Raw genomic sequence first — 1,541 nt, 5'->3', positions numbered from 1 at the left:
AACGGGGCATCTGAAAATAGTGTGCGAGACTAAATTCCACATGCCTTTGTGCAAGACTAAATTCTGGTGCAGTGAAATCTGCCTGTGCTTAAACTATTTTATTTTAATAAGTTTGGACTAAGCATTACGTCATCAGGTGCGATTGCCTTTAATGCGATTGCTTTGTGAAGCTTATTGTCCAAGAGTAAAAGAGAGAGTTCATAGGGGCTATGCCCATTAAGACTGTCTCTTTTTTCGTTATTTATGTGATTCATCATAAGTTTGATTTTTTCATCATCTAAATCAGCGAATGAACTGCCTTTGGGACGGATGTAACGTATATATTCATGGTTCTTTTCACAGGCTCCTTTTTGCCAGAAGCAGTAAGGATCACAGTAAAAAATAGTTGTGCTTTTGCTTCCATCACAGAATTTTTCCATTTCCTCACGAGCAGAGAATTCTGAACCGCCATCTGTGAGAATTACCGGAAAAAGCTTTTTGAATGCATCCTTGCCAAGTACAGTTTCGAGCCATACGAAAACTTCCAACACACACTCTTGATCCTGATATTCTAAGAGAAACATAAGCATTAGATTGCAGTTACGAAAGGTGAACGTCAAGATGGCCCGGCTTTCGTCTTTCTTGCCTTCCACACAGTCCATTTCCACTACATTGGTATCCGGATGCTCCTTCATATATTTCTGGAAATCTTCGTAGTTATGACCTTGTCGGTAAGAATGGTCTTTCGCACTGGCCTGAGTAGGTTTCCTGCGTTTCTTATAACGCACAGCCCGCCTTAAATCGCCGTTGCGTACCTCAAAGACACAATCATTGATGTACGAATAAAGTGTTCTCCTGGAACAGCCTAATTCCTCAGCATGGGTGGCATAGATATGCCCTATAGACTGGTGCTTTTCCTTGATCAATGGAACCAGCAGATCATTCATAGCTTGAATGCTTTCAGGTGTCTGATTGATTCCAACTCTGCAATCAACCAGGACACTACGATACTCATCATGAGCATACTTGGATGAATAAAACTTCCTTGGCATAAGACAATGTGTCTTTTTACCACAACCATTGCAGACATACGGCGGTTTCTTGAGTTTTTCACATTCAGCAGTTTCGTAGCCTGGACATACATTGATACATCGCATATCAGGTTTCCTGCAGAGCCTGCAAAGAGTTCCACACTGTTCACTACAAAGGCAAACGATTTTACAAGTTTTACGATGAATGCATGGTGAATTTGTATATCCTGCATCAGGACGTTCTTTTGTGTGTGCGTGAAGTCGTACCTCTTTTGATACAGTGGAAGGATCTTTTCCGATCATTCTTCCGATTTCTGCGAAGTTTTTATTCTCGGTAAGTCCTTTCTCAATATCAACACGCTGTTCAAATGTTAAATGTTTCTGATTGCCTTTATTATTCATAATGATCTCCGATCTGCACAGGCAGGCAATCAGCTGCAAGTACATTATATGGAGGTATGAGTATCAGGGCAATAGGGCGAATATCTGTGCAAAATTAATTTCCAGAAATATAGAATTTACTCTTGCATT

The 1,541-nt window shown here is 40.5% G+C and carries 1 protein-coding gene; it reads right to left on the bottom strand.

Annotated features, from left to right (window positions below; genetic code table 11):
- Window positions 1-98 precede the first annotated feature (98 nt).
- The gene (locus tag CLFS41_RS02030) at window positions 99-1,412 is read right to left on the bottom strand and encodes an IS30 family transposase (RefSeq protein WP_045091309.1); all 1,314 of its coding nucleotides are present in this window, start codon (window positions 1,410-1,412) and stop codon (window positions 99-101) included.
- Between the last annotated feature and the right edge of the window lie 129 nt (window positions 1,413-1,541).

The organism is Clostridium sp. FS41, from assembly GCF_000954015.1.
GTDB lineage: Bacteria > Bacillota > Clostridia > Lachnospirales > Lachnospiraceae > Enterocloster > Enterocloster citroniae.
This window is presented reverse-complemented; position numbering and strand designations above follow the sequence as displayed.

What these genes read in the sequence shown, in the direction of transcription:
- CLFS41_RS02030 (WP_045091309.1), bottom strand. Translation starts at nt 1,412, where the DNA reads ATGAATAATAAAGGCAATCAGAAACATTTAACATTTGAACAGCGTGTT.